Genomic DNA, 23,450 nt, shown 5'->3' with positions numbered 1-23,450 from the left:
CGTCGCCCGTTCACCCGTTCACCCGTCCGTCCGTCGGTCCGTCGGTCCGTCCGCTCATCGGCCCGGTCCGTCCGTGCGGCGCCGCGCCCGGCGGGGGGCCGTCGGGGCGCCCCGGCCCGGCTGCCAGGTGCGCAGCCGCAGGCTGTTGCCGACGACCAGCAGCGAGCTCAGCGACATCGCCACCGCCGCCAGCATCGGGTTGAGCAGCCCGACCGCCGCCAGCGGGATCAGCACCACGTTGTAGCCGAAGGCCCAGAGCAGGTTGACCCGGATCGTCGCCAGCGTGCGCCGCGCCAGCCGGACGGCGTCCACCACCGCCTCGATGTCACCGCGCACCAGGGTCAGCCCGGCCGCGCCGATCGCGGCGTCGGTGCCCGAGGCCAGCGCCACCCCGAGGTCCGCCGAGGCCAGCGCCACCGCGTCGTTGACGCCGTCGCCGACCACCGCGGTGGTCCGCCCCGCGGCCCGCAACCCGGCCACCACCTCGGCCTTGCGCTCGGGGGAGGCCGAGAAGTACACCCGCTCGATGCCGAGCTCGCGGGCCACCGCCTCCGCCGCGCCGGGGCCGTCCCCGGTCAGCAGTACGGTCTCCAGCCCCAGGCCGCGCAGCCGGTGCAGGGCGCGCCAGCTGCCCGTGCGCAGCGTGTCACCGACGGTCAGCACCGCCGCGGCCCGCCCGTCCAGCTCCACCAGCACCGCCGTCCGGCCCGCCGCCCCGGCCGCCGTCACCGCGGCGGCCAGCACCTCGGGCAGCGGCCCCGCGGCGTCCGGCCGGACCACCCGGACGGACCGGCCCTCCACCGCCCCCGACACCCCGAGCCCGGCCGTGGCCGCGAACCCGTCCACGGCCGGCAGCGCGCCGCAGCGCTCCCGAGCCGCCGCCGCGACCGCCCGCCCGACCGGATGCTCCGACCGGTGCTCGACCGCGCCGGCCAATCGCAGCACCGCGTCCCCGGACGCGGCCCCGGGCCCGTCGGCCACCGTCACCGACGCCAGTTCCATCCGCCCGGTGGTCAGCGTCCCGGTCTTGTCCAGCACCACGGTGTCCACCCGGCGCAGGCTCTCCAGCACCTCCGGGCCGCGGACCAGCACGCCCAGTTCGGCGCCCCGCCCCGTCGCCGCCAGCAGCGCCGTCGGCGTCGCCAGGCCCAGCGCGCACGGGCAGGCCACCACCAGCACCGCGACGGCCGCCGTCACCGCCGCCTGCGCGGACGCGCCCGCGCCTAGCCAGAAGCCCAGCACGCAGACCGCCACGGCCAGCACGCTGGGCACGAAGACCCCGGCCACCGCGTCCGCCAGCCGCTGCGCCCGGGCCTTGCCGGCCTGCGCCTCCGCCACCAGGGCGGTGATCCTGGCCAGCTGGGTGTCCGCGCCGACGGCCGTCGCCCGCACCACCAGCGCGCCGCCGACGTTGACCGTCGCACCCGCCACGGCGTCCCCGGGGCCGACCTCGACCGGCACGCTCTCCCCGGTCAGCAGGCTCAGGTCGAGCGCCGAACCGCCCTCGACCACCACCCCGTCGGTGGCCACCCGCTCGCCCGGCCGCACCACGAACTCCTGCCCCGGAATCAGCAGTTCGATCGGGACGAGGCGCTCCTCGGCACCCCCGGGAGCCCGGACGCACACCTCCTTCGCGCCCAGCCCGGCCAGCGCCGCCAGGGCCGAACCGCTGCGCCGCCGCACCCGGCCCTCCAGCAGCCGCCCGGCCAGGACGAACAGCGGCACGCCCACCGCCGCCTCCAGGTACACGTGCGCCGCGCCGCCGCCGTCCGCGGTGAGCGAGAACGGCATCCGCATGCCGGGATCCCCGGCGCCGCCGAACAGCAGCGCGTAGGCCGACCAGCCGAAGGAGGCCACCACCCCCAGGCTGACCAGGGTGTCCATGGTGGCCGCGGCGTGCCGCAGCCCCTGCCAGGCCCGCCGGTGGAACCCCGCCGACCCCCAGGTCACCACCGGGACGGCCAGCGCGAAGCAGACCCACTGCCACGCGGTGAACTGCAGCGCCGGCACCATCGACAGCACCACCACCGGGACGGCCGACAGGGCCGTCACCAGCAGCCGCAGGCGCTCCCGCGGCTGCTCCGCCGGGAGCCCGACGCCGACGCCCTCGGGCACCGGCTCGGCGGTGTAGCCGGCCCGTTCGACCGCCGCCACCAGCTCCGCGACGGGCACCCCGGCCGGGTGCAGCACCCGTGCGCGCCCGGTCGCCAGGTTCACCCCGGCCGTCACCCCGTCGATCCGGGCCAGCCGCCTCTCCACCCGGCCGACGCAGGCCGCGCAGGTCATCCCGCCGACCGCGAGGTCGGTGCTCACCAGGGCCCCGGTGCCGGCCCCCGCGACGGGGCTCACCGCATCCCGCCCATGTCGTGCCCACCCGCCCCGGGCGCGCTGCCACCCGCCGGCGCGGGCCGCAGCCCGGGCGACACCGGCCCCGCCTGGCGCCCCACCGCGAAGGCCACCACGAACACCACCACCAGCAGCAGGGCGAACCCCGCCAGCACACTCGACGGCCGGACACCCGGCGACTTCGCACTCACCCCCCAGCAGTCGGACGGTCGGAGCCGTCGGTTCCCGTACGTTCCGACTTTCGGCATCCGAGGGCGGTTCCGGCGCCGGAGCCCGTGCCGGTGCCGGTGCCGGCTGACCTCCCCGGGTACCTTCCGACGCCCTCCGGGCGGCACCGGCGGGCCGGGCCCCGGGCCGGCGGAGCACCGCCACCCGAACGGGCGCGCAGCTGTCGCCGTCGCGCGGCAACGCGACGAAGCATGGGGTGGGAACGGGCCCTCCGGCCGCGGCCTCCAGCGCCCGGACGTAGAACGCCGAGCGAGAAGAGAGAACCCCGGTGCGCGAACTCCACAGCCTCCCCAGCCCCTCGGCCACCCGCCGCCCGCGCCGCCGGGCGGCCGCCCTGGTGGCGGTGCTCGCGGCCGCCGGGGTGCTGGCGGCCTGCAGCAGCTCGTCGACCAACCCCTCGATCACGGCCTCCGGGCCGGCGCCGTCCGAGTCGGTCGCCGCCGCCGAGGGCACCCCGTCGCCGTCCCCGACGGCCGCCGAGTCGCCGTCCGCGGCGGCCACCGCCGACGCCTCGGCCGCCGCGGCGGCGGCCTCCTTCGCCGCCTCGGTCTCCGCCCAGCAGACGGTGACCGGGGCGAAGGCCGCCACGGTGCTCGCCGCGCTGCCCGGCGGCGGCAACGCCATCGGCTCGGTCACCGTCGACGAGGTGCCGCTGCGCGACTCCGGCGGGCTGCCCGCGGCCGTCGTCACCGTCGAGAACGGGGGCCTGAACCCGGCCTCCTACGCGGTGCAGGTCGACTTCACCGACACCAGCGGCAAGACCGTGGACAGTGCGATGGTCGGCGTCGAGGCCCTGCCGGCCGGTGAGCAGGCCTCCTCGATCGCGTTCAGCCGGACCCCGGCCCAGCAGCGCCTGCTGCCCGTGGTGGTGAAGGCCTACAGCTACTGACGGCGGCACCGGGGCGCGGGCGGTCCCGGAACCGGTCCCCGGACGGACTGTCAGTGGTGCGCCGTAGCATCCCTTCGTGTGCCGAACAGCGGTGCACGGAGGGATGCACCACGTCAGGGGGAACAGTGATGACGCGCAACAGCAGGCGGATCCTGGCCGGAACGGCCGGTGCGCTGGGGGCGGTGCTGGCGCTGGCCGGTCCGGCCGCGGCGGTCCAGGGCGGTATGGGGACGGGCGAGATCCTGCCGCACCCCGGGCCGGACGGCCTGATCTGGATTCCGGACTGGGTCGGCGACGGCGGGGCGGTCAGCGCCTCGGTGAACCCGTCGCAGCCCTTCACCGTGACGGTCGGCTGCCGGGGCGGCGGCTCGGTGCAGGTCCACGTCGCGGGCCTCGCCCCGGCCGACTTCACCGTGCAGTGCCCCGTCGACGCCACCGGCATCGGCTCGGTCGAGATACCCGCCCGCCCGGGCCGGGACATCGAGTTCACGGTGACCGCCTCCGACCAGGCCATCCACTGGGGCATGTACGCGACCCAGCCGGAGTGACGCACCGGGCCGTCCGCGTCGGCGGGCGCGGACGGCCCTCAGCGGCGGGCACGGACGGTCCTCAGCGGCGGACGCTGCGCGGGCCGGTGACGTCGGCGCCCAGGGCGGTGACGCGGGCGCGGAGTTCGCGGTCGGCGGTGACGACGAGGCAGTCCCGGTCAGGCCGTTCGGCGCGGGCCGCGCGCACGAGGTCGACGATCCGGTCGTCGCCGCTGCCGGCGGCCGTGACCACCCGCACCTCGGGCAGGCCGGTCACGCCCCGGGCCGCGCCCTCGACGACCAGCAGGACCTCCACCGGGCCGGGGCGGTCCGGCAGGCCGTGCGCGGCGACGGCCACCAGGGCGTCCCGCAGGCGTTCGGCGGCGCCCCGGCGGTCCCGCCACCACCCGTCCGGCACCGAGCCGACGACGTTGGCACCGTCCACCACCAGCAGCGGCAGCGGGCCCGGGCCCGTCCCGTCGTGTTCTCCCATGGCGGCGGCCTCAGCTCAGGGTGATCCGGATGCCGACGGTGCCGCGCTCGCCGCGGCGCAGCCGGCTGCCGAGCAGGGTGAGCACGCCGAGCAGCCCGTACTTCTGGCGCAGCAGGGTCCGGTAGGCGGCGGTGCGCTCGGGGCCGAGGATCTCGGCGGTGGCCGGGTAGTGCGCCCCGGTCGGCCGGCCCTTGACGTCGCAGGGGCCGACCAGGACGTCGGCGCGGTTGCGGATCCGCTTGACCTTCCAGGAGTCGGTGACGGTCCAGACGCCGAGGGCCTCCCCGTCGCGCACCACCCAGACGGGCGTCGGCACGGCGGTGCCGTCCTTCTTGTAGGTGGTGACGAGCAGGTAGCTCCCGGAGGAGAGGCTGACGATCCGGGCGAGGTGGTCGGGCGTGGTCATGGCCAGGAGTGTAGGGCGTCGGCACCGATCGCCGCTGGTCAGCACGGGCCGCGGGGCGGCGGGCCGGCCGGCCGGGCGTTCAGCGGTGCCGGCGGGTGCGGGCGGTGACGACCAGGGCCCGCGCGCGGCGGACGAGGCGGCGCCGGCCACGGCCGCCGACCCCGGTGGAGCCGCCGAGCGCGGTGCAGCCGCCGCGGCGGAGGGCGAGCGCCGGCGCGGAGGCCGCGGCGACCGCGACCGCTGCCGCCGGGGCACCGGGGGCGGTGGCGGGCCGGCCGCGGCGGCGGGCCGCGGTGCGCCGTCCGGCGGCGAGCAGGGCGAGGGCGGAGCCGAGGGCGGCGGCCGTCCAGGCGGCTGGTTCGAGGCCGGGGCCGCGGTCGTCGGCGGCCTGCGGTTGCCGGGTGGCGCCGCCCGGGCCCGTGCCGGAGCCGGAGCCGGCGGCGGGGGCCGGCCCGGTGGCGGGCGCGGTGTCCTCCACCAGCTGTCCGACGGGCTGGACCTTGCCGGCTGCGGCGAAGCCCCAGTCGAGCAGGGCGGCCGCCTCGTCGTAGACCCGGCCCTGGGCCTCGGGGTGCATGACGGTGACCAGCAGGGTGCGCCCGCCGCGCTGGGCGGCTCCGGTGAAGGTGGCGCCGGCGTTGGTGGTGTAGCCGTTCTTGACGCCGATCAGCCCGGGGTACTTGCCGAGCAGGCGGTCGGTGTTGGCGATGTCGAAGCTGGTGCGCTGGCCGGTGAGCTTGTCCAGCGCGCCGGGGAAGCGGGCGGTGCGGGTGCCGCAGTAGGAGCGGAAGTCGGCGTTGCGCAGCCCGGCGCGGGCGAACAGCGTGAGGTCGTACGCGGAGGAGACCTGCCCGTCCATGTCGTAGCCGTCGGGGGAGACCACCCTGGTGTCGCGGGCCTGCAGCGACCGGGCGCGGTCCTGCATCTCGGTGACGGTCTGCTGGAGGCCGCCGTTCATGTGGGCGAGGACGTGGACGGCGTCGTTGCCGGAGCTGAGGAAGACGCCCCGCCAGAGGTCCTCGACGCGGTAGGGGAGGTTCTCCTTGACGCCGACCAGGCTGCTCCCGGCGCCGAGGTTGGCGAGTTCGGCGGGGGCGACCTTGTGTTCCAGCGTGCGGTCGAACTTGGGCAGCACGGTGTCGGCGAAGAGCATCTTGAGGGTGCTGGCGGGGGGCAGCTGCCGGTGGGCGTCGAGGGCCGCCAGGACCTCACCGGTGTCGGCGTCGGCGACCAGCCAGGACCGCCCGGTCAGTTCGGCGGGCAGTGCGGGGGCCCCGGCGAGGGGGGCGACCTGGACGGCCGGTCGGGCGAGCCGCTCCCCGCCGGCCGTGCCGGCGGCCTCGGGTGCCGCGGTGGAGGCCGTGGCACCGCCGCCGGCCGGGGCGGCCGTCGCGCCCGCGGCGCCCGCTGCGAGCACCAGCGTGGACGCCGCGGCGGCCGCGAGCCTGCTGACATGCTGTGACATCTGCTGCACACCGCGAACGTACCCGGGCCCGGGCCGGCCCGCCGCGCCTGCTGCTCCGTCCGGATCCCCGGCGGAGGGAGGGCGCTGCTGATCCCCGGTCAGGGCCGCCGGGGCGCCGGCGGGGCGTTCATGGCGTCGACGGCGGCGACGAGGGGGGCCAGTTCGGGGTTCCCGGCGGCCTCGTCGAGGGCTTCCCGGAGGGCGGTGTCGTTGGTGGGCCGGGCCTCGGCGAGGAGCTCCAGGCCGGCTTCGCTGACGTTGGTGTAGATGCCCCGGCGGTCGGTGGGGCAGAGGTAGCGGGAGAGCAGTCCGCGGTCCTCGAGGCGGCTGACCAGGCGGGTGGTGGCGCTCTGGCTGAGGACGACCGCGTCGGCGACCTGCTTCATCTGCAGGTGGCCGCCCTCGCCGTCGTGCTGGCGGCTGAGGACGTCGAGGAGCGAGTACTCGCGCACGCTCAGGTCGTGCCCGGACTGCAGGGCGCGCTCGATGTGCGCCTCGATCCTGCCGTGCAGCAGGTAGAGGGCGCCCCATCCGTTGGCGAGGGCGGTCAGCGCGGGGTCCGTGGCGGTCATGCCAGGGCCTCCTTCCGGGGTGCGGCGGGTGTCCAGGGTAAGCCGTGGCCCGAAATATCGGCCAGAGGAGACAGCCAGCGTTTGCATTTATCGCGCGTCTGCAACTATTGTCGAAGCACGTAAGGCGCACTGACAATCGCACGGAGGGTGGCACCATGCCTCTCGCGCTCCTCGCCCTGGCCATCGGGGCCTTCGGGATCGGCACCACCGAGTTCGTGGTCATGGGCCTGCTGCCCGAGATCGCGGGTGACTACGGAGTGTCCATCCCCACCGCAGGTCTGCTCGTCACCGGCTACGCGATCGGCGTGGTCGTCGGCGCACCGCTGATGACGGTGCTCGGCACCAGGATCAGCCGCAAGACGATGCTGATGCTGCTGATGGGCCTGTTCACCGCCGGGAACCTGGTGTCCGCACTGGCGCCGAGCTTCGGGGTGATGCTCGCCGGGCGCATCGTCGCCTCGCTGGCCCACGGCGCGTTCTTCGGCATCGGCTCGGTGGTCGCCGCCGAGCTGGTCGCCCCGGACCGGAAGGCGGGCGCCATCGCCACCATGTTCACCGGGCTGACCGTCGCCAACATCGTCGGCGTGCCGCTCGGCACCTACATCGGGCAGGCCGTGGGCTGGCGGACCACCTTCGTCGCGGTCGCCGCGCTCGGCGTCGTCGGCCTGCTGGGCATCGCCAGGCTCGTCCCCGCCCTGCCGCGCGCCGAGGGCGCCCACCTGCGCCGTGAGCTGACGGCGTTCCGCAACCCGCAGGTGCTGCTCGCGATGGCGATGACCGTGCTCGGCTTCGGCGGAGTGTTCGCCGCGATCACCTACATCGCCCCGATGATGACCAACGTCGCCGGCTACTCCGACGGCGCGGTCACCTGGCTGCTGGTGCTGTTCGGCGTCGGCATGTTCCTCGGCAACCTCCTCGGCGGCAGGTTCGCCGACCGCAGGCTGATGCCGCTGCTCTACACCACCCTCGGCGGCCTGGCCGTCGTGCTCGCGGTGTTCACCCTCACGGCGCACGACAAGATCCTCGCCGCCCTGACGATCCTGCTCGTCGGCGCCCTCGGGTTCGCCACCGTCCCGCCGCTGCAGAAGCGGGTGCTGGACCAGGCCCACGGCGCGCCCACGCTGGCCTCCGCCGTCAACATCGGGGCGTTCAACCTGGGCAACGCGCTCGCGGCCTGGCTCGGCGGGACGGTCATCTCCGCCGGCCTCGGCTACACCGCCCCGAACTGGGTCGGCGCCGCCCTGGCAGCCGCGGCCCTCGCCCTCGCGCTCTGGTCCGCCGCGCTGGAGCGCCGTGCCCCGGCGCCCGTGACCGCTGCCGCCGGGTCCACCACCGCGCCCACCGCTGCCGGGGCCTCCGCCGCCGGGTCCGTCCCGGGCCTGGCCCACCGCTGAGCCCTCCCGTCCATCACCGGATCCCCCGACCTCCGCCCCCCCGACCCCCAGACCTCCGTCCCCGACTCCCAGGAGAAGCACCACCATGAGCACCCCCGCCGTGCACCCCACCGCCGTCACCCCGCTCGGCACCACCGACGCCGAGACCCTGATCGGTGCCGCCCGCGCCGCCGCCGAGGCGGCCGGGGTCGCCGTCAGCATCACCGTCCTCGACGCCGGCGGCCACCTGCTGGCCTTCCGCCGCGACGACCGGGCCGTGCTGATCTCCGGCGAGACCAGCACCCGCAAGGCGTACACCGCCCTCCAGCTGGACGCCCCGACCGCCGACCTGGTGGACCTCGTCAGGCCGGACGGGCCGTTCCACTCGCTGCCGACCGCCCTGGACCGGCCGCTGCTGTTCATCGCCGGGGGCGTCCCCGTGCGCCGCGACGGCCGGCTGATCGGCGCCCTCGGTGTCGGCGGCGGCGCCCCCGAGCAGGACCACGCCTTCGCCACCGCCGCCCTGGACGCGCTCACCCGGTGACCGCTCCCGCGGCCGCCCCGCCGCGGGAGCCGCCCCCGCACCGCCGGCCCCGGGCATAGCGCCGGTCAAGGAAAGGTCTGCCGTCTCCAATGCCAGCGCCCTCGCCGGCCGACCCGGATTCGGCGCGGCCCCCGGCGCCGCCGGGATCCACCGGGACGGCCGGGGGGTTCCGCACCGCATCCCGGCGGGTTGACGACCCGGGGGTTCCGCACCGCATCCCGGCGGACCGACCGCCCGCGGCTCGTGAGCCCTACGGCGTGTCGGCGCCATCGCCCGTGCCCGCCACCCGACCCGGTCGAGTGGCGGGCACGGGTGCGTCCCCGGCGGCCGTCGCAGCAGCCGCGACGCCGTCGAGCAGGACGGCGAGGCCGGTGCGGAAGGTCTCCTGCTCGCGGTCCTGCGGGGGGCCGTCGGCACCGCTCTGCAGGGCGGTGAGCAGCGGGAAGCGGCTCGGGAAGTCCGGTGCCAGTTCGGCCAGTCGGGCGGATCTGGCGGTCCACCAGTCCTCGTCCGTGACGCCGGTCTCGGCGGCGGCCGCGCGGGACTCGGCGGTCGCGGCGGCGGTGCCGCGGACGAACTGCCAGAGTGCGGAGACCGCTCCGCGCAGCGGCCCGGGCGCCAGGCCGGCCGGCCGGAGGGCGCCCAACAGGGCTTCCATGGCGGTGAGTTCGGCCGGGCCGAGGACCGGCCGGGCCTGCGAGACCTGGAGCATCCAGGGGTGGCGCAGGTAGCGGTCGTGCAGCGCGCCGGCCCACGCGGTGACGGCGGCGCGCCAGTCGTCCGAGGGCGGGGGAGCCGCGGGGAGTCCGGCGAGGGCGCGGTCGTGCATCAGGTCGAGCAGCTCGGCCTTGCCCGGCACGTAGGTGTAGAGGGCCATCGCGGTGCGGCCGAGCCGTTCGCCGACGGCGCGCATGGAGAGCGCGGCCATCCCCTCGTCGTCGGCCACCGCGATTCCGGCAGACACGATCGCGTCCACACTGAGCCCCGGTTTGGGGCCGCTGCGCCCGGTGCGCGGTTCCGGTGCGGCGCCCCAGAGCAGGGCGAGGGACCGGTGGGCGTCGCCCTGTCCGGCGTAGACGACCATGCACAACTCCTTATGGCGTAAAGTATCCTCGACCACGGCAACTCTTTATGTCGTAAGGTTATCAATCGGAGGGGTTCGCGATGACACTGCCCGTCACCTTCCTCGAGGTCGTCGAGGTCCGCCGGATCACGCCGCGCACCGCCCGGGTCGTCTTCGAGGCCGAGGCCCTGGACGACTCCGTGGGCGCGGCGCCCGACCAGCAGGTCAAGCTCTGCTTCCCGCGCCCCGGGCAGCAGGTGCCCGAGCTGCCGCCGCAGAGCGCCGACCCGATGGGCTGGTACCAGGCGTACCTGGCGATCCCCGAGGCCGCCCGCCCGCTGCTGCGCAGCTTCACCCTCCGGCGTCGGCGGCCCGGCACCCGGCAGGTCGAGATCGACTTCGTGCTGCACGGCGACGCCGGCCCGGCCGCCGCCTGGGCCGCGCGGGCCGCCGTCGGGCAGCGGCTCGGCATGGTCGGGCCCTCCGCGCTGTACGCCCCGGCCGTCCCGTTCGCCGACGCTGCCGCCGCGGCCGACTGGGTGCTGCTGGCCGGGGACGAGACGGCCCTCCCGGCCGTCGCGACCCTGGTCGGGGCGCTGCCCGCCGCGGTGCCGGCGGTGGTGTTCGTCGAGATCGCGGACGAGGCCGAGCGGCAGCCGCTGGAGAGCGGTGCCGAGCCGGTGGTGCACTGGCTGTCGCGGGGCGGGGCGGCCCCGGGCGCCGTGCTGGTGGAGGCGGTGCGGGCCGCCGAACTGCCCGCCGGCCGTCCGTTCGTCTGGCTGGCGGGGGAGGCCGGCGCGGTCCGGGCGCTGCGCCGGCACCTGGTGGACGGACGCGGCGTGCCGAAGGCGTCGATCGACTTCACCGGGTACTGGCGCCACCGGCTCACCCAGGACGACGCGCCCACCGCCGAGGACCTGGCGGACGCTCAGGAGCGGCTGGCCGGCTCCTGATTCCGACGGCGGTGCCCCGGACTCGCCGGTGCCCCGGGCCGCAGCCGGCCCGGGGCACCGGTTCTGTCATGTCCGGTTTCGGGGCCGGGGGGAGGGGAAGAGAGAGGCGGACGGCGCGTGCGGTGCGCTGCAGGTGGCGGTGTTTCGCCAGTGTCCAGAGTTCGCCACCGTTTTCCGGCCGCATCGGGCGGGTCCGGAGGGGGTCGGTCGGCGAATAGGGGCGGGATTGGCCCGATTTCCGCCGTGCATTTTACTTTCTGATGGTCATCTTTACTTGCTGATGGGGATTTCCCCCCTTGTCGTGGTCGTGTCGGATGCGCTGGAATTCGACCGCTGTCGGGACGCGCGGTCCGGAGCAACCACGCGACCGATCCGGATCCGCGTACGCTGGGCCGTGCAACCTGACGTCTCATCAGACGAAAGGATGTCCATTGATCGGCTGGCGGAAATCCCAGCTAGCAGCTGCCGTCACGGTCACCGCCGCGTCCATGGTCCTGACCTTCGGGTCCAGCGCCGACGCAGCCCCGATCCCGGAGCCGCAGACCGCCCCCGTGGCGTCCGCGGACGGGAGCCCGGTGCCGGTGATCGTGATCCTCAAGGACCAGATAACGGACGCCCCGGCCGACCACGGCCACCTGGGCACCCGTCAGCAGAAGGCCGCGCAGACGCAGGCCCCGCTGCTGGACAAGGTCAAGGCCGGCGGCGGGACCAACATCAAGACCTTCGTGGTCGGCAACGCCTTCTCGGCCACCGTCAGCCCGGCGCTGCGCGCCGCACTGGAGACCGACCCGGCCGTCGCCTCCGTGGTGGCGGACACCCAGATCGCCGTCGCCCCGCCGGCCGCCGGCAAGGCGAAGCAGGACACCGCGGCCACCACGGCCGCCGGAGCAAAGGCCCCCAAGGCCGCCGCCCCGCAGGCCGCTCCGGGCAGCAACGGCGCGCAGGGCACCGAGGAGAACGCGACCAACACGGTCTGCCCCTCCGACCCGGCCAAGCCCCTGCTGGAGCCCGAGGGCCTCTACTCCACCAAGGCGGTCGGCGGCAACGGCCAGTCCGGCGCCGACACCCTGGCCACCGGCAAGGGCGTCAAGGTCGCCTACATCGCCGACGGCCTGGACCCGAACAACCCGGACTTCATCCGGGCCGACGGCTCGCACGCCGTCGTCGACTACCAGGACTTCGCCGGCGACGGCTGGGACGCCCCGACCGGCGGCGCGGAGGCCTTCGGCGACGCCTCGGCGGTCATCGCCCAGGGCCGCCAGGTCTACGACGTCTCCACGTTCGTCAACGCCTCGCACCCGCTCCCGGCCGGCTGCAACATCCGCGTCCGCGGCCTCGCACCGGACGCCTCGCTGGTGGCGCTGAAGGCCGGCGGCGAGGTGATGTCCAACTCCTCGATCCTGCAGGCCATCGACTACGCGGTGCGGGTCTCGCACGTCGACGTGCTCAACGAGTCCTTCGGCGGCAACGTCACCCCGGACAGCGGCGCGCACGACACCATCTCGCTCTTCAACGACCAGGCCGTCAAGGCCGGCGTCACCGTCGCCGTCTCCTCCGGCGACGCGGGCATCACCGGGACGATCGGCACCCCCGCCACCGACCCGAACGTGATCGCCGTCGGTGCCTCCACCGACAACCAGAACTACCAGCAGACCGGTTACGCGGGCGCCCAGTTCTCCAACCGGACCTGGAGCAACAACCGCATCTCCGCGCTCTCCTCGGGCGGCTTCACCCAGGCCGGCCGCACCGTCGACCTGGTCGCGCCCGGCGAGTCGGACTGGGCGCTCTGCTCGCCCGACACCGCCAAGTACACCGACTGCAAGGGCTTCAGCGGCAACGGCACGCCGATCCAGTCCTTCGGCGGCACCAGTCAGGCGGCCCCCTTCGTCACCGGCGCCGCGGCCCTGGTCATCCAGGCCTACCGCGACACCCACGGCGGCGACTCGCCCTCCCCGGCCCTGGTCAAGAAGCTCCTCACCGGTACCGCCAGCGACCTCGGCGTCCCGGCCGAGGAGCAGGGCGCCGGCCTGCTGAACGTCCGCGCCGCCGTCGAGGCCGCCCGCGGCATCCAGGACGGCGACGGCACGCCCGGCAACCGCACCGTCGTGGTGAACACCGGTCAGCTCGACATCGCGGGCAACCCCGGCTCGACCCACACCGCCGACGTGAGCGTCACCAACACCAGTGACGAGCCGCAGACGGTCAGCGCCGCGACCCGCGCCTTCGTGCCGCAGGGCAGCGACCAGCAGACCGTCCAGCTGGATTCCGCCTCCACCGACACCTTCAAGTACGCCACCAACGGCGTCACCTGGGTGAAGAAGGAGGTCAAGTTCACCGTCCCGGCCGGTGCCGACCGCCTCGCGGCGTCGATCGCCTGGCAGGGCGCGCCCAACCCGGTCAGCAACGGCCCGGTGGTCCGCATGACGCTGCTCGACCCGTCGGGCCGCTTCGAGACCAACACCCGCCCGCAGGGCGGCGCGACCCCGGCCGACTTCGGCCTGGTGGACGTCCCCCGCCCGGTCGCCGGCCAGTGGACCGCCATCCTCTACACCCCGGCGGGCCAGGCCGGCTACACCGGCGCCGTCCAGCTCGGCACCACGACCCAGCGGGCCGTCCCGGCCGGCGGCGTCAGCCCCTCCACCACCGAGCTGAAGCCGGGCCAGACCAAGACCCTCAAGGTCCAGGTCACCACCCCGGCGACCAGCGGCGACTCCAGCGAGGCGGTCACCGTCTCCGCCTCCAACGGCAGCACCACCAGCGTGCCGGTCGTGCTGCGCAGCCTCGTCCCGGTCAAGAACGGCACCGGCACCTTCACCGGCACCATCACCGGCGGCAACGGCCGCGGCTCCTCCCCGACGCAGAGCTTCTCCTACGGCTTCGACGTCCCGAAGGGCCTGAAGGACCTGCGGGTCGGCCTCGCCGTCAAGGACCCGAAGCTGCTCATGCAGGGCGCGCTGATCAGCCCCAACGGCACCCCGATCGACATCGAGGGCAACGGCCTCTTCGACGCGCAGGGCAACCTGACCGGCACCACCGGCGGCGTCTCGGCCACCACCGTCAACCCGGCCGCCGGCCGCTGGCGGTTCGTCCTCAACGTGGTCGGCCCGGTCAGCGGGCAGCAGCTCGGCCAGGACTTCACCGGCACCGTCGCGTTCAACCAGAACAGCGCCACCGCCGCGGGCCTGCCCAACGACGGCCGGACCAAGCTCGCCGCCGGCAAGCCGGTCACCGTCCAGGTGAACTACACCAACAACACCGTCGCCACCCAGAAGATCTCGGCCGACGGCCGCCTGGACCGCCGGGTCGACCTGCCGCTGGTGCCGCAGGGCACCTCGGCCACGGTCAAGCTCCCGCTGAACCTGGAGTCCGCCGTCCCGTCCTTCCTGGTGCCGCCGGGCACCGACCAGCTGAAGGGCGTCGCGGCCTCCTCGACCCCGGCCCAGCTGGAGCTCAGCGCCACCACCGGCTCGCCGGACCTCTTCGGTGACCTGAAGAAGGCCCAGGACGGCTCGACCGTCTCGGTCGTCACCGACAAGGGCAGCGCCGAGCAGCCCGTCGTCCCCGGCAACTGGGGCGTCTTCGTCCAGCAGATCGGCCCGTTCGGCAACGGCGGCGCGCCGGCCGGGACCTCCACCATCACGGCCACCGCGCACACCCAGGCGTTCGACCCGGCGCTGACCTCCAGCACCGGTGACCCGTACGCCGCGGCGGTCGACGCCTCGGCCGCGGCCGCCAACCCGGTGACCGTCCAGCCGGGCGCCACCGGCTCGCTGCAGGTGACCCTCACCCCGACCGGGGCGAAGGGTAGCACCGTCAAGGGCGTCCTGTACCTGGTCTCCGCCCCGACCGGGGTGGCGACCGCCAACAACGTCCTGAACACCACCGGTGCGGTGCTCGCGGCGATCCCGTACAGCTACACGGTGAACTGACGAAGCATCAACTCGCCGAGGCCGTCCTGGAGTTACGGGGCGGCCTCGGTCGCGTTCGGACCCCCGGAAGGGGATTCCCGGGGCGCGGCACTGGGCAGGGTCGAGAACGAACGGACGCCGCCGAGGCGTCCGACCGGACCCGGGGAGCGGGAGTTGAACGAGGCGATCAAGCACAGCCACATCGAGGTGAACGGCGTGCGGCTGCACCTCGCGGAACAGGGCGAGGGCCCGCTGGTCCTGCTGCTGCACGGCTTCCCGGAGAGCTGGTACTCCTGGCGCCACCAGTTCGCCCCGCTGGCCGCGGCCGGCTACCGGGTCGTCGCCCCCGACCAGCGCGGCTACGCCCGCAGCGAGCAGCCGTCCAGCGTCGACGCGTACACCCTGCTGCACCTGGTCGGCGACGTCACCGCGCTGATCGGCGCGCTCGGCGAGCAGCGGGCGGTCGTCGTCGGCCACGACTGGGGAGCGCCGGTCGCCTGGGCCGTCGCCGCCCTGCGACCGGACCTCGTGCGCGGCGTCGCCGGGCTGAGCGTGCCGCCGCTGCCGGTCAGCGGGCCGCCGCCGCTGCACGCCGCCCGGGAGCACTTCGGCGAGGGCTTCTACCAGCTGTACTTCCAGGAGCCCGGCCGGGCCGACGCCGAGCTGGCGGCCGACGTGCGGTCCAGCCTTCGCCGCATCCTCTCCGGCACCCAGCCGGAGGGCGGCCCGCGGCCCTGGGTCGTCCCCGAGGGCCGGACCCTGCTGGACACCGTCCCCGAGCCGGAGCGCCTCCCGCACTGGCTCACCGAGGCGGACCTCGACGCCTTCGCCGCCGACTACGCCGAACACGGTGAGCGGGCCTTCACCGGCGGGCTCAACTGGTACCGCAACATCGACCGCAACGCCGAACTGCTCGCCGCCTTCGACGGGGTGACGATCGACGTGCCCGCCCTCTACGTGGCCGGCGAGCAGGACCTGGTGAACGCGCTGATCACCCCCGAGGTGCGCGCCCACCTGCTCGGCCGGGTCCCCCGGCTGCACCGCCACGTCCGCCTCCCGAAGACGGGCCACTGGACGCAGCAGGAACGCCCGGACGAGGTCAACGAGGCCCTGCTGGACTTCCTGAAGGCGCTGGACTAGAGCTGGGCATGGGCCCGTCCGATGGTCTTGTGCCCACGAGGATCCACGGGGCCGGCAGGCCTTAGCAGCCGCCACTGACACCAGGCGGATCCCGCCGTCCTGATCCAGCCGGATCCGGGCCCCGTAGTCTCCTGCCCCGCCCGCGCCGCGGGCGGGTTGCAGGCCGGTCGACGCCGTCGCCGCCGAGATTCCGGCCACCGCGCAGGTGACCGGATCCGGCCCGTGCCGGCCCGGACCTCCCGGTGGCATCCGGATGCTGGTCCCCCAGAGACCGTGCGGGGGGAGAGGAGATCCGGGTGGGCAAGGATGGGGAAGGCGAGCTGGCCGCGGCCGTGGAGGCCCTGCTGGCGGACGCGGGGGCCGAGCCGGGCGTGGAGGCGCGGACGGAGGAGGAGGCGGCCTGGGCAGTCCGGCTCTTCGACGACCGGCTGCACGAAGGGCCTGAGCTCCTCCGGCAGGTGGCCGAGCGCGCGCAGCAGGGCGCCGAGACCATCTCCTCGGACCGGCTCCAGGTCCTGTCCGAGATGGTGCAGAACGCCGATGACGCCGGAGCTCGCGAGGTCCGAATCCGCTGGCGTCCGACCGAGCTCCTCGTCGCGCACAACGGTGGGCGTCTGCGCCTGGCGGACCTCCCACGGCTCGGGCTGCCATGGCTCAGCGGTAAGAGCCTGGACGCCGAGAGCACCGGCCGCTTCGGCATCGGCCTGGCGACGATCCGGCTGCTCTCGACCACCTGGGAGGTGCACGGACCCCCGTACCGCGTCCGGTTCGCGGACGTCACGATGACGCCGGCCGAGGCTCCTCACCTGCCGCAGGACATCGCGGGCCCGGAATGGACGGTCTTCCGCATCCCGCTCGAAACGGACGTCCTCTCCGCCGACGAGGTCCTGGAATGGTTCGAGGACTGGCACGACGCCTCCCTGCTCTTCCTGCGGCACCTCGACCGGGTCACGGTGGACACCGACGACTCCGCCGGCGTGGTCCGGACCAGGGTGCTGCGGCTGACCTGGCAGGAAGTCACCACGTTGACCTTGCCGGTCGGCGGAGAGCGGCACGAGGTCCGGGTCCGGGAGGCCCGGACCACCGAGGACAAGTGCTGGCGCGTATACGACATGCTGATCCCGTCCCGGCCGGGCTGGCACCGGATGCACAAACGGCTCGGCCCGACGGTACCGGTGGCCGTGGCGTTGCCGCTCTGCGAGGGCGAGCGGGGGAACATCCACGCGGGCCTTCCGGTCGCACCGCTGGCCGTCCCGGCCCGGGTGCACTCGCAGTTCGACCCGGTCGTCAGTCGGGAGGGCTTCGCGGCCAGCACGCTGAACGCGGCTCTGGTCCCGGTCGTCGCCGACCTGTGGCAGGCCGCGGTGCTCGACCTCCTCGGGCGAGTGGAGCCGTCGGCCTGGCACTTGCTGCCGCTGCCCGGGACGTCCGCCCCCGCCAGGGCCGGGCTGCCCGACCGCCTGTTCGGTGCGTTCCTCGAACGAGCCCGGAACCAGGTGGCCGCTGTACTCGCGCTGCCCGTCCCGGAAGGCCCGGCCGTGCCGCTCGCCGATCTCGCCGTCGAGGTCGAGGAACTGACCGGGGTGATCTCGCCACGGGACACCGCCCGTCTGGCAAGCCTGGAACACGCCTTCCCCGATACCGCTCGGGACGTCGGCGGCCGATGGCGGGAGGTGCTCTCGGACTGGCGGACCGCCCGCACCGCAGGCCTCCCGGGAGAGGTCAGGGTCGTGGACGCGCTCGGACTGCTCCAGCAGCCCGCCTACGACATCGACCGGACGGTCCGGCTCACCGCCGTCGCTCTCAAGGCCGGGCTGGACTACCGACTGATCCACTTTCCCTGCCTCGCCACGGCCGACGGCCGGCGGCTCGCTCCGGCCGGCGCCGGGCACGCTTTCGCGCACCACCGGGGCACCGGACCGCTCGACCCGCTGGGCGTCCTGCTCGACCTGCATCCCGGCTACTGGAGCGGTGAGGACGCGGCCCGGCGGGTCACCACCTGGTTGGCGAAGCACAACTGTCTGATCCACCGTGACGACACGGCGGCGGTGCTCCGACACATCGCACGGCTCGGTGAGACGGGCAGCCGACTCCCAGCCACCGACCTCCCCGGAGCCGAACGGCTCGTCCTGCTCCAGCAGGCCGTCGGCGCGCTCACGAAGCCCGAGCGCGACCGGCTGGGGCGGGGAATCGGCCGTACCCTCCTGCTCGACGCCTTCGAGTACGGCGCGGACGGTGCGGAGACGGCACGTCAGGCCCGGCCGGAGGAGATCTACCTCCCCCAGGCGCTGGAGAGCACCGACGGCGATCGTTTCGCCGCCGCCGCGCGAAGGACCGCCGGTCTGCTCTGGGCCCACCGCGGCTATGCCAAGACCCTCCTGCCCGCCTCGCAGAGCGGTGGCCTCAGCCGAACGGCCTTCCTGCGGTTGCTGGGCGTGGCGGACACACCCCGGTTGAACCCGATCCTGGAGGGCCGGGCGGTCAAGCGGTACGAGGTGCGGGACAGCCGGGTGGGGCTCAGCCGCGATGCCGGGTACGCGCCCTCCGGCCGGCGGCGGGCCATGGTCCAGCTCGGTGCCAAGTACACCCTGGACGACCGGTCGGCGAGGGACCTCGACCGGGTCGTCAAGAACATCGGCGCAGAACGGGACGGAGTCGAACGGCGCCGACGCACGGTCGCCCTGCTCCAGACCCTCGGCAAACCGGGCATGGTCACCAGCCCGGAGCAGGCGACGGTCCGTGCGGCGACCGACATGCGCGGATGGATCGAGAAGGGATCGGTCCCGGCCCTGTGGGTCTGGCGCCTGCGTGACAGCGCATGGCTGGAGGATGCGAGCGGTGTCCTGCGCCGCCCCGACCAGCTCCAGTTGCGCACGCCCGACGCCGAGGCCCTCTACGGCCAGGACGAGCCGAACTACCTTCACCCCGAGATCCAGCGCGCCCTGGCCGGCCGCATCGACGTACTCACCGCCATCGGAGTGGCCGGCGACCCCGATGTTCCACAACTGGTCGAACGCGTCCGCCAGTTGCGAAAGCGCCCGGTCCCGGTGGGGGCCGCGCTGGAGGAACTCCGGGCCGAGGCGTACCTGGTCTACCGGGCGCTCGCCCGGCGCCTGGCGGAGCGACCGGCTGACATTCCCCGGGCGGACCTCGAACGAGGTATCAGGGCCGCGTTCCAGGGGGCCGACTCCCTGATCCTCACCGACACGGGATGGCGACGTCCCGACGAATGCCTCCGGGGCACCACGATCCTGCGCGGCATGCGGGCCTTCGTGCCGCCCGGGCCGGAACTGCTCCCGCTCTGGCAGGTGCTGGACATCAAGGAGCCGCGCTCCGAGGACCTGGTGGACGTCCTCAAGGAACTCGCCGCTGCCGGGGAGCCGACGGAGGAGAACCAGCAGCGGCTGATGCTCGAGGCGTTGAGGTCGCTGAACAACCTTGTCGGCGGTGCGGGAACGACCGTCACACCGGGCCTGCGGGCCAAGCTGCGCTGGCTGCCATTGTGGACGACCAGCGGGTGGATCAAACCCGGACGGCTCAAGGACCAGCCGGTCTACGCCGTTTCCGCCCACCTGACGGTCGAGCGGGCTCTCTCCGGTCGCGTCCCGCTCTGGCAGCCGGGCGGGGACGCCGAGCAGTTCACCGACCTGGTAGGCCTCCTGGGCGTGCACGTGCTGGACACGGCGGCGGCCCAGGTGGTCGAGCCCGACGGCGCGCTACCGGACCCGGGCCTCACCGCGGACCTCGCCCGGGCCGTCATCGCCCTGCAGGACCGCCTGGTCCGGGACGAGCCGGCCGTCGCCGACTCCTTCACGGACTGGGACGGTCTCACCCGCCTGGACGTGCGCATCCTGCCGGGACTGCGTGTCCGGCTGGACGTGGGGCACGACCGTGAGCCGCTGGAGGTTCCCGTCGGCGCCCACGTCGACCACGCGGCCAAGGCGCTGTTCCTGGCCGCCCCGGACGAGCTGCGGACCCGTCTGGGGACCGGTGCCGCCCTGGCCTGCCTCTTCACGGGTTCACGCGCCCAGGTGGCCCGCCACTGGCGGGACTTCTGGGAGGAGGACGACGTCACGACCGGCCATGCCGTGCCGATCACCTCGGCGGGCCAGCGCGACGTCGAGGAGCAGAGGCGACGGGACGAACTGCTGCGCGAACGATCCCTCCGGGCGGCGAACGCGGCGACCCGGGTGGACGCGGCACCGGCGACGACTCCTCGGCCCGCACGGGGCGCCCGGCGTCGGGCGCCCCAGACGGCTGCGCCGCTGCCGGTCGTGCCCGCGCCCGTCGTGCCCTCGCCCAGGCCGGCCGGTGGGGGCTCGGCAACACCACCAGGGGCGGCACCGAACCCGGTTCCCGCCTCGACCTCCCCCGTCCAGCGACGGCTGGTCGGTCTTGACCGGCTCGGCCGGCCTACCTCCCGGCAGACGGCGTCATCGGCGGGCCCGGCGAGGCGATCGGCCGGGATGCAACCGCCACGCTCGGCCGGTGGGCAGGGCAGCGGCCTCTCGGCACCCCGGCCGGGCGGCGCGGTGCCCCGTCGGCAGGCCGCTCCGCTCGGCTACCGGGACGACTCCAAGGAGGAGCTGGTCATCGGCCTCCTCGCGGCCGTCCTCGGCGAGGAAGCGGACAGCATCGACCAGCGCGGCGGGCACAACATCGGAGCGGACGCGGTCGACAGCACGGGTCGCTACTACGAGATCAAGGCGCACGGGGGCAGCCGCCCGAACGAGGTGACCCTCACCACGGCCGAGTTCCTCCGTGCCCGGGAGCAGGGTGAGAACTACGTCCTGCTTCTCGCCGAACATCTTGAGGAAGGCAGCGGTGGCGACCCGACCCTGATCATGATCAGTGACCCGCTCAGCTGGCTCGACGTGCAGCCCGTCTCCGACATCCGCCTCAAGGGCACGCGGGCAACCGATGTGGAGGCCACCGTGTGGACGTGGCCCACCCTCTGACCGGAACGGTCGCGCCGGGCGCGGGCGGGATCGAGCGCCCGGGCGACTGCCTGGTTCCCGTCCATGGTCCGGGTCTCTCTTGACCGGCCGCCGGTCCCGGAGCGGGGTCAGACCGGGATCAGGCGGGTGATCAGTTCGGCGAGGCGGCGGGCGTTGCGGCAGGAGTGCATCTCCACGACGCCCGCGTAGGCGAGGGCCGCGGAGTCGCCGGTCGGCCAGAGGGCGGGTTGCTCGGGGTTGAGCCAGTACACCCGCCGGGCCCGGCCGGCGATGCGGCGCAGCGCGTCGAGGTTCGGGTCGCGGTGGTTGGTGCGGGCGTCGCCGAGGATCAGCACGCTGGTGCGCGGGCCGACGGCGTCCAGGTGCCGTTCGGCGAACTCGCCCAGGGCGGAGCCGTAGTCGCTGTTGCCGTGGTAGCCCGTCACCTTCGCCTCGGTGAGGATGCGGGCGGCGAGGCGGGCCGGGTCCGCGTCGCGGCCGGCCAGCAGCCCGGTCACCTCGGCGGTGCGGTTGACGAAGGCGAACACCCGGACCTTGCTGAACTGCTCGCTCATCGCCTGCACCAGCAGCATGGTGAAGTCGGCGAAGCCGGCCACGGAGCCGGAGACGTCGCAGAGCAGCACGATCTCCGGCCGGGCCGGTCGGCGCAGCCGGTAGGCCGGGCGCAGCGGCACCCCGCCGGTGGACAGCGAGCGGCGCAGGGTGCGGCGCAGGTCGATCCGGCCGCGGGCGGCGCGGCGGCGCCGGGCGGCCAGCCGGGTGGCCAGCTTGCGGGCCAACGGGTGCACGGTGCGGCGCAGTTCGGCGAGCTGGCCGCGGCCGGCGGTGAGGAAGTCGATCCGGTCGACGGTCGGGGCCACGGCGCGTTCGGCGATCCGCTCGGCACCGCGCAGCTCGGCGACCCGGCGGCGGGCCTCGGTGGCGACGAGTGCCCGGAAGTCCCGGATGCGGCGGCGGATCTCGTCGGCCAGGACGAGGTCGGACAGGTCCGGGTCGCCGGCCCCTGCGCGCAGCCCGGCGAGGACCCGGGCGAGCAGGGTCTCGGGGGCGAGCCGGCCGAGCGCCTGGTGGGCGGACCAGCCGTCCGAGCCCGGCGCGGACCCGGCCGCCGGGCCGGAGCCGTAACGGCCGAAGGCCTCCACCACCTCGCCGGCCAGCCGGGCCTGCGCGGCGCGGTCGTCGGCCGCCAGGGCGGCGGCGAGGCGGTCGCGCAGCTCGTCGCGGAGCGGGTCGGGCCGTCCCGGTCGGGGCGGCGTCAGGCCCTCGGGCGGGGCGGAGGGGTCGCCCTGGCCGTCGCGGCCGGCCCGGACGGCCTCGGGGGTGCCGACGCCGAGCGGGAAGAACAGGTCGAAGGCTGCGTCGAAGACCGTCCGCTGACCGTCCGAGCGCAGCAGTGCGGCGGCCAGCCCGGCCCGCATCTGCTCGCGGTCGGCGAAGCCGAGCACGTCGAGAACGGCCGCCGCGTCCACCGTCTCGGCGGGGCCGATCCGCAGGCCGTGCCCGCGCAGCGCCCGGACCAGGCCGGTCAGCCGGGCCGCCGGGTCGGTCGGCGGCGGGGCGGCCGTCATGCGGGGGTGAGCTTCTGGGCGGCCTTCCGGATGTCGTCCTGGTGCTTGAGGACGACGCCGAGGGTGTCGCGGACGGCGGCCTCGTCCAGGGTGTCGGCGCCGAGCGCGAGCAGGGTGCGGGCCCAGTCGACGGTCTCGGCGACGGACGGCGCCTTGCGCAGGTCCATCGCCCGCAGCGCGCCGACCACCCGGACCAGCGAGGCGGCCAGCGTGTCGTCCAGGCCGGGCACCTTGAGCCGGACGATCCGGCGCTCCAGCTCGGCGTCCGGGTAGTCGAGGTGGAGGAAGAGGCAGCGGCGGCGCAGGGCCTCGGAGAGTTCCCGGGTGGCGTTGGAGGTGAGCAGGACGAACGGGCGGCGGCTCGCGGTGATGGTGCCGAGCTCGGGCACGGTGACCTGGAAGTCGCTCAGCACCTCCAGCAGCAGCGCCTCGACCTCGACGTCGGCCTTGTCGATCTCGTCGATCAGCAGGACGGTCGGCTCGTCGCCGCGGATGGCGGTGAGCAGCGGGCGGGTGAGCAGGAACTCCTCGCCGAAGATGTCGGTGCGGGCCTGGTCCCAGCCCTCCTCGCGGCCGGCGGTGATCCGCAGCAGCTGCTTGGCGTGGTTCCACTCGTAGAGCGCGCGGGCCTCGTCGATGCCCTCGTAGCACTGGAGCCGGACCAGCCGGGCCCGGCCGATCGCGGCGACGGCCTTGGCGAGCTCGGTCTTGCCGACGCCGGCGGGGCCCTCGACGAGCAGCGGCTTGCCGAGCCGGTCGGCGAGGAAGACGGTGGTGGCCACCGCGGTGGAGGCCAGGTAGCCGGTCGCGGCGAGCTGTTCGGCGGCGTCCGCCACCGAGGTGAAGAAGCCGGTGCCCTCGATGCCGCCGCTGCTCATGCCCCGCCCCGTTCGTGTCGGCCGTGTCCGTGCGCAAGCACCCTACCGGCCGGTCACTTCGCTGTCGCGGGGTCGGCGCGCCGGGGAGGGAGGTGGGCCGGGGAGTGGGGGGGTAGGCCGGGAAGGGGTAGGGAGTCGG

17 protein-coding genes are annotated in these 23,450 nt (G+C 74.9%); 8 read left to right on the top strand and 9 right to left on the bottom strand.

Going from position 1 to position 23,450, the window contains the following annotated elements; all coding sequences use genetic code 11:
- Nucleotides 1–54: 54 nt before the first annotated feature.
- Nucleotides 55–2,313, bottom strand: a complete 2,259-nt coding sequence (locus tag ACIRS1_RS13305) for a heavy metal translocating P-type ATPase (protein ID WP_402839020.1) — start codon at nucleotides 2,311–2,313, stop codon at nucleotides 55–57.
- Between the two features lie 32 nt (nucleotides 2,314–2,345).
- Nucleotides 2,346–2,537 carry a hypothetical protein gene (locus tag ACIRS1_RS13300; protein WP_402839018.1) on the bottom strand — a complete coding sequence of 64 codons (192 nt, stop codon included), beginning with the start codon at nucleotides 2,535–2,537 and terminating at the stop codon, nucleotides 2,346–2,348.
- Between the two features lie 305 nt (nucleotides 2,538–2,842).
- On the opposite strand from ACIRS1_RS13300, the gene ACIRS1_RS13295 reads away from it, so the two are divergent.
- Both ACIRS1_RS13295 and ACIRS1_RS13290 read left to right on the top strand, forming a co-directional pair.
- Nucleotides 2,843–3,463 carry a hypothetical protein gene (locus ACIRS1_RS13295; RefSeq protein ID WP_360220868.1) on the top strand — a complete coding sequence of 207 codons (621 nt, stop codon included), beginning with the start codon at nucleotides 2,843–2,845 and terminating at the stop codon, nucleotides 3,461–3,463.
- A gap of 128 nt (nucleotides 3,464–3,591) precedes the next feature.
- The gene (locus ACIRS1_RS13290; protein ID WP_402839016.1) at nucleotides 3,592–4,011 is read left to right on the top strand and encodes a hypothetical protein; all 420 of its coding nucleotides are present in this window, start codon (nucleotides 3,592–3,594) and stop codon (nucleotides 4,009–4,011) included.
- Nucleotides 4,012–4,072: 61 nt separating this feature from the next.
- Here the strand turns inward: ACIRS1_RS13290 and ACIRS1_RS13285 are convergent, their stop codons facing one another.
- The 4 genes from ACIRS1_RS13285 to ACIRS1_RS13270 form a co-directional block, all read right to left on the bottom strand.
- Nucleotides 4,073–4,483 (bottom strand): NTP pyrophosphohydrolase, encoded by a 411-nt coding sequence (locus ACIRS1_RS13285; RefSeq protein ID WP_402839014.1) that lies wholly within the window; start codon nucleotides 4,481–4,483, stop codon nucleotides 4,073–4,075.
- 10 nt (nucleotides 4,484–4,493) lie between these two features.
- Nucleotides 4,494–4,889 (bottom strand): PPOX class F420-dependent oxidoreductase, encoded by a 396-nt coding sequence (locus tag ACIRS1_RS13280; RefSeq protein WP_360220859.1) that lies wholly within the window; start codon nucleotides 4,887–4,889, stop codon nucleotides 4,494–4,496.
- A 79-nt stretch (nucleotides 4,890–4,968) separates the two neighbouring features.
- Nucleotides 4,969–6,354: a D-alanyl-D-alanine carboxypeptidase family protein gene (locus ACIRS1_RS13275; RefSeq protein WP_402839012.1), complete on the bottom strand. Its 1,386-nt coding sequence runs from the start codon at nucleotides 6,352–6,354 to the stop codon at nucleotides 4,969–4,971.
- Between the two features lie 98 nt (nucleotides 6,355–6,452).
- Nucleotides 6,453–6,926: a MarR family transcriptional regulator gene (locus tag ACIRS1_RS13270; protein WP_360220856.1), complete on the bottom strand. Its 474-nt coding sequence runs from the start codon at nucleotides 6,924–6,926 to the stop codon at nucleotides 6,453–6,455.
- Between the two features lie 155 nt (nucleotides 6,927–7,081).
- Between ACIRS1_RS13270 and ACIRS1_RS13265 the strand changes: the two genes are divergently transcribed.
- Nucleotides 7,082–8,320 carry an MFS transporter gene (locus ACIRS1_RS13265; RefSeq protein ID WP_402839010.1) on the top strand — a complete coding sequence of 413 codons (1,239 nt, stop codon included), beginning with the start codon at nucleotides 7,082–7,084 and terminating at the stop codon, nucleotides 8,318–8,320.
- Nucleotides 8,321–8,405: 85 nt separating this feature from the next.
- Nucleotides 8,406–8,843: a heme-binding protein gene (locus ACIRS1_RS13260; protein WP_402839008.1), complete on the top strand. Its 438-nt coding sequence runs from the start codon at nucleotides 8,406–8,408 to the stop codon at nucleotides 8,841–8,843.
- Between the two features lie 250 nt (nucleotides 8,844–9,093).
- Here the strand turns inward: ACIRS1_RS13260 and ACIRS1_RS13255 are convergent, their stop codons facing one another.
- Complete coding sequence (locus ACIRS1_RS13255) at nucleotides 9,094–9,927, bottom strand: TetR/AcrR family transcriptional regulator (protein ID WP_402839006.1); 834 nt, start codon at nucleotides 9,925–9,927, stop codon at nucleotides 9,094–9,096.
- Between the two features lie 80 nt (nucleotides 9,928–10,007).
- On the opposite strand from ACIRS1_RS13255, the gene ACIRS1_RS13250 reads away from it, so the two are divergent.
- The 4 genes from ACIRS1_RS13250 to ACIRS1_RS13235 all read left to right on the top strand — a co-directional run bounded on the left by ACIRS1_RS13250 (nucleotide 10,008) and on the right by ACIRS1_RS13235 (nucleotide 20,865).
- The gene (locus ACIRS1_RS13250) at nucleotides 10,008–10,859 is read left to right on the top strand and encodes a siderophore-interacting protein (RefSeq protein WP_402839004.1); all 852 of its coding nucleotides are present in this window, start codon (nucleotides 10,008–10,010) and stop codon (nucleotides 10,857–10,859) included.
- A gap of 431 nt (nucleotides 10,860–11,290) precedes the next feature.
- A complete protein-coding gene (locus ACIRS1_RS13245; RefSeq protein WP_402839002.1) occupies nucleotides 11,291–14,788 on the top strand; it encodes a S8 family serine peptidase in 3,498 nt (1,165 codons plus the stop codon).
- A gap of 153 nt (nucleotides 14,789–14,941) precedes the next feature.
- On the top strand, nucleotides 14,942–15,907 hold the full coding sequence (locus ACIRS1_RS13240; RefSeq protein WP_360220840.1) for an alpha/beta hydrolase: 966 nt from the start codon (nucleotides 14,942–14,944) through the stop codon (nucleotides 15,905–15,907).
- Nucleotides 15,908–16,203: 296 nt separating this feature from the next.
- The gene (locus tag ACIRS1_RS13235; RefSeq protein ID WP_402839000.1) at nucleotides 16,204–20,865 is read left to right on the top strand and encodes a sacsin N-terminal ATP-binding-like domain-containing protein; all 4,662 of its coding nucleotides are present in this window, start codon (nucleotides 16,204–16,206) and stop codon (nucleotides 20,863–20,865) included.
- Between the two features lie 107 nt (nucleotides 20,866–20,972).
- Here the strand turns inward: ACIRS1_RS13235 and ACIRS1_RS13230 are convergent, their stop codons facing one another.
- Nucleotides 20,973–22,433: a VWA domain-containing protein gene (locus ACIRS1_RS13230; RefSeq protein ID WP_402838998.1), complete on the bottom strand. Its 1,461-nt coding sequence runs from the start codon at nucleotides 22,431–22,433 to the stop codon at nucleotides 20,973–20,975.
- Nucleotides 22,430–23,311: an AAA family ATPase gene (locus ACIRS1_RS13225; protein WP_402838996.1), complete on the bottom strand. Its 882-nt coding sequence runs from the start codon at nucleotides 23,309–23,311 to the stop codon at nucleotides 22,430–22,432. The genes ACIRS1_RS13230 and ACIRS1_RS13225 overlap by 4 nt, the downstream gene beginning before the upstream one ends.
- Between the last annotated feature and the right edge of the window lie 139 nt (nucleotides 23,312–23,450).

The sequence above is a fragment of the Kitasatospora sp. NPDC101176 genome (assembly GCF_044768035.1).
Taxonomy (GTDB): domain Bacteria; phylum Actinomycetota; class Actinomycetes; order Streptomycetales; family Streptomycetaceae; genus Kitasatospora.
This window is presented reverse-complemented; position numbering and strand designations above follow the sequence as displayed.